Source organism: Streptomyces sp. NPDC054847 (assembly GCF_053610925.1).
Window position 1 is genome coordinate 1 of the sequence record NZ_JBSGZJ010000634.1, and the last position, 3,076, is coordinate 3,076.

At 71.7% G+C, this 3,076-nt stretch carries 2 protein-coding genes; one reads left to right on the plus strand and one right to left on the minus strand.

From position 1 onward, the window contains the following. Positions 1–76: 76 nt before the first annotated feature. Complete coding sequence (gene glnA / locus ACWGH4_RS33505) at positions 77–1,486, minus strand: type I glutamate--ammonia ligase (RefSeq protein WP_189476444.1); 1,410 nt, start codon at positions 1,484–1,486, stop codon at positions 77–79. A gap of 207 nt (positions 1,487–1,693) precedes the next feature. On the opposite strand from glnA, the gene ACWGH4_RS33510 reads away from it, so the two are divergent. Beyond that, complete coding sequence (locus tag ACWGH4_RS33510; protein WP_441262650.1) at positions 1,694–2,161, plus strand: RDD family protein; 468 nt, start codon at positions 1,694–1,696, stop codon at positions 2,159–2,161. Positions 2,162–3,076 lie beyond the last annotated feature (915 nt).

A 3,076-nucleotide genomic window follows, 5' to 3' on the forward strand; every position in this document is an offset into this window, starting at 1 on the left:
CCCTGGAGGAAGAGCGCGGCCGGCGGCCCCTGAAACCCGGGACCTGTCCCACCGGTGCGACCGATGGAGCGGATCTTTAGATGTCGAAGTACAGCTCGAACTCGTGCGGGTGCGGACGCAGCTGGATCGGCGCGATCTCGTTCGTGCGCTTGTAGTCGATCCACGTCTCGATCAGGTCGGACGTGAAGACGCCGCCGGCGAGCAGGTACTCGTTGTCCGCCTCGAGGGCGTCCAGCACGGCCGGGAGGGAGGTCGGGACCTGCGGGACGCCCGCGTGCTCCTCGGGGGCCAGCTCGTACAGGTCCTTGTCGATCGGCTCGGCCGGCTCGATCTTGTTCTTGACGCCGTCGAGGCCCGCGAGCAGCAGCGCGGAGAAGGCCAGGTACGGGTTGGACGACGGGTCCGGCGCACGGAACTCGACGCGCTTGGCCTTCGGGTTCGAGCCCGTGATCGGGATACGCATCGCGGCGGAGCGGTTGCGCTGCGAGTAGACCAGGTTGACCGGGGCCTCGAAGCCGGGGACCAGGCGGTGGTAGGAGTTCACCGTCGGGTTGGTGAAGGCCAGCAGCGACGGGGCGTGCTTGAGGATGCCGCCGATGTAGTACCGGGCGGTGTCGGACAGGCCCGCGTAGCCCTGCTCGTCGTAGAACAGCGGGGCGCCGCCCTGCCACAGGGACTGGTGGACGTGCATGCCGGAGCCGTTGTCACCGAAGATCGGCTTGGGCATGAAGGTCGCGGTCTTGCCGTTGCGCCAGGCGACGTTCTTCACGATGTACTTGAAGAGCATCAGGTCGTCGGCCGCGGCGAGCAGCGTGTTGAACTTGTAGTTGATCTCGGCCTGGCCGGCGGTGCCGACCTCGTGGTGCTGGCGCTCGACCTGGAGGCCGTTCTTGTCCAGCTCCAGGGAGATCTCCGCGCGCAGGTCGGCGAAGTGGTCGACCGGCGGGGCCGGGAAGTAGCCACCCTTGTAGCGGACCTTGTAACCGCGGTTGTTCTCGATGGCGCCGGTGTTCCAGGCGCCCGCCTCGGAGTCGATGTGGTAGAAGGACTCGTTCGCCGAGGTCTGGAAGCGCACGTTGTCGAACACGTAGAACTCGGCCTCGGGGCCGAAGTACGCGGTGTCGGCGATGCCGGTCGACGCGAGGTAGGCCTCGGCCTTCTTGGCCACGTTCCGCGGGTCACGGCTGTACTGCTCGCCGGTGATCGGGTCGTGGATGAAGAAGTTGATGTTGACCGTCTTGTCGCGGCGGAAGGGGTCGACACGGGCGGTCGACAGGTCGGCACGCAGCGCCATGTCGGACTCGTGGATCGCCTGGAAGCCGCGGATCGACGAGCCGTCGAAGGCGAGCTCCTCGGCCGGGTCGAACGCCGCTGCCGGGATCGTGAAGTGCTGCATCACGCCAGGCAGGTCGCAGAACCGGACATCGATGAACTTGACGTCCTCGTCCGCGATGAACTTCTTGACGTCATCGGCGTTCTGGAACATCCAACTCCTCCTACTCCCACCCGGGAGGGGCGGGGTTGCAGCTCGTCCGTGCGGCCAGTGCGGTGGCACACGCTGGTCTCGACCGTAGGCGGACGGGATTTCTCCAGCATGACCCATTTGTTTCGACGAAGTTAACCGGACGAGGGTCACAGCGCGGGAACGGCCCCGGACGCAGGAGGGTGAAAGGGGGCGCAGTACCGTGGACGGGTGGACAACAGGCAAGCAATCGGATCGTGGCTCTCCGGGCCCCGCGCGGCCGCGGAGGACATGGGTGTCGACTTCGGGTACCGGGGTCAGCGGCTGGGTCTGCCGGAGCACGGCCCGGGTTCCGTGGCCCCCCTCGGGCGCCGCTTCGGGGCGATCTTCATCGACTGGGGACTGTGTTTCCTGATCGCATACGGACTGTTCGCGGGCGGTGACCAGCAGGCGGCCGGAAACTGGGCCCTCGGCATCTTCCTCGTCCTCGGCGTCCTGACGGTGGGCACCGTCGGCTTCACGCCCGGTAAGCGCCTCCTCGGGCTGCGGGTCGCCTCGGAGAACGGCGGACGCCTCGCCTTCGGGTGGGCCGTCGTCCGGACTGCGCTGCTCTGTCTCGCGATCCCCGCGCTCGTCTGGGACCGCGACGGCCGCGGCCTGCACGACCGGCTCGCCCGCGCGGTGCAGGTGCGTATCTGAACCGTCCGCCGCGGCGACGGTTCACCCACGGCACGGCCCGCCCCACGGCGCATGCGGACACCTCCACGGTCGGCACCGTCCACCCCCTCACCCGCCCCGGGCAGAGTCACGCCCGGCACGGCGGAGCACCCGGCGCAGCCGGCCGGCGCCGACGCCCGGCACCCGGCCGCACCTGGCGCCAGAACCGCCGTGCGGGCCCGCCCGGCCCGGACACAGCCACGGCCGGCACCGTCCACCCCCTCGCCCGCCCCGGGCAGGGTCACGCCTGGCACGGCGGAGCACCCGGTGCAGCCGTGAGGCGCCGACGCCCGGCACCCGGCCGCATCTGGCGCCAGAACCGCCGTGCGGGCCCGCCCGGCCCAGACACAGCCACAGCCGGCACCGTCCACCCCCTCACCCGCCCCGGGCAGGGTCACGCCCTGCACGGCGGAGCACCCGGTGCAGCCGTGAGGCGCCGACGCCCGGCACCCGGCCGCACCCGGCGCCAGAACCGCCGAGCGGGCCCGCCCGGCCCAGACACCGCTACGGCAGGACACAGGCGTTAGCCACCTCCGGCACCTGGCCCGGACACAGCCACGGCCGGCACGGCAGGACACCGGCATGAGGCCCCCCGGCACCCGGCCCCGAGGTAGCCACGGCGACCGGCACGGCACCGGCCGTGGCCGGTCCCGTCCCCCGGTCGCCCGCGCCGGGCAGAGTCACCCCCGGCACGGCACAGCACCCGGCGCAGGCGCGAGGGGCCCGCCCCCGGCCGCACCCGGCGCCCAGCACCGGCCGCCGGGAGGCCATGGCCGGACCCCGCCACGGCGGTCACGGCACCCGCACCCGCGGCCGGCACCGGACCGACCCACGGCCGGCGCGGCGCGGCTCAGGCACCAGCCACCCCCGGCACCCGGTCGGGACACACCCCCACAG

Bases quoted from the DNA above. Each gene is read 5' to 3' on its own strand.
- glnA (WP_189476444.1), bottom strand. From the start codon at position 1,486: ATGTTCCAGAACGCCGATGACGTCAAGAAGTTCATCGCGGACGAGGAC.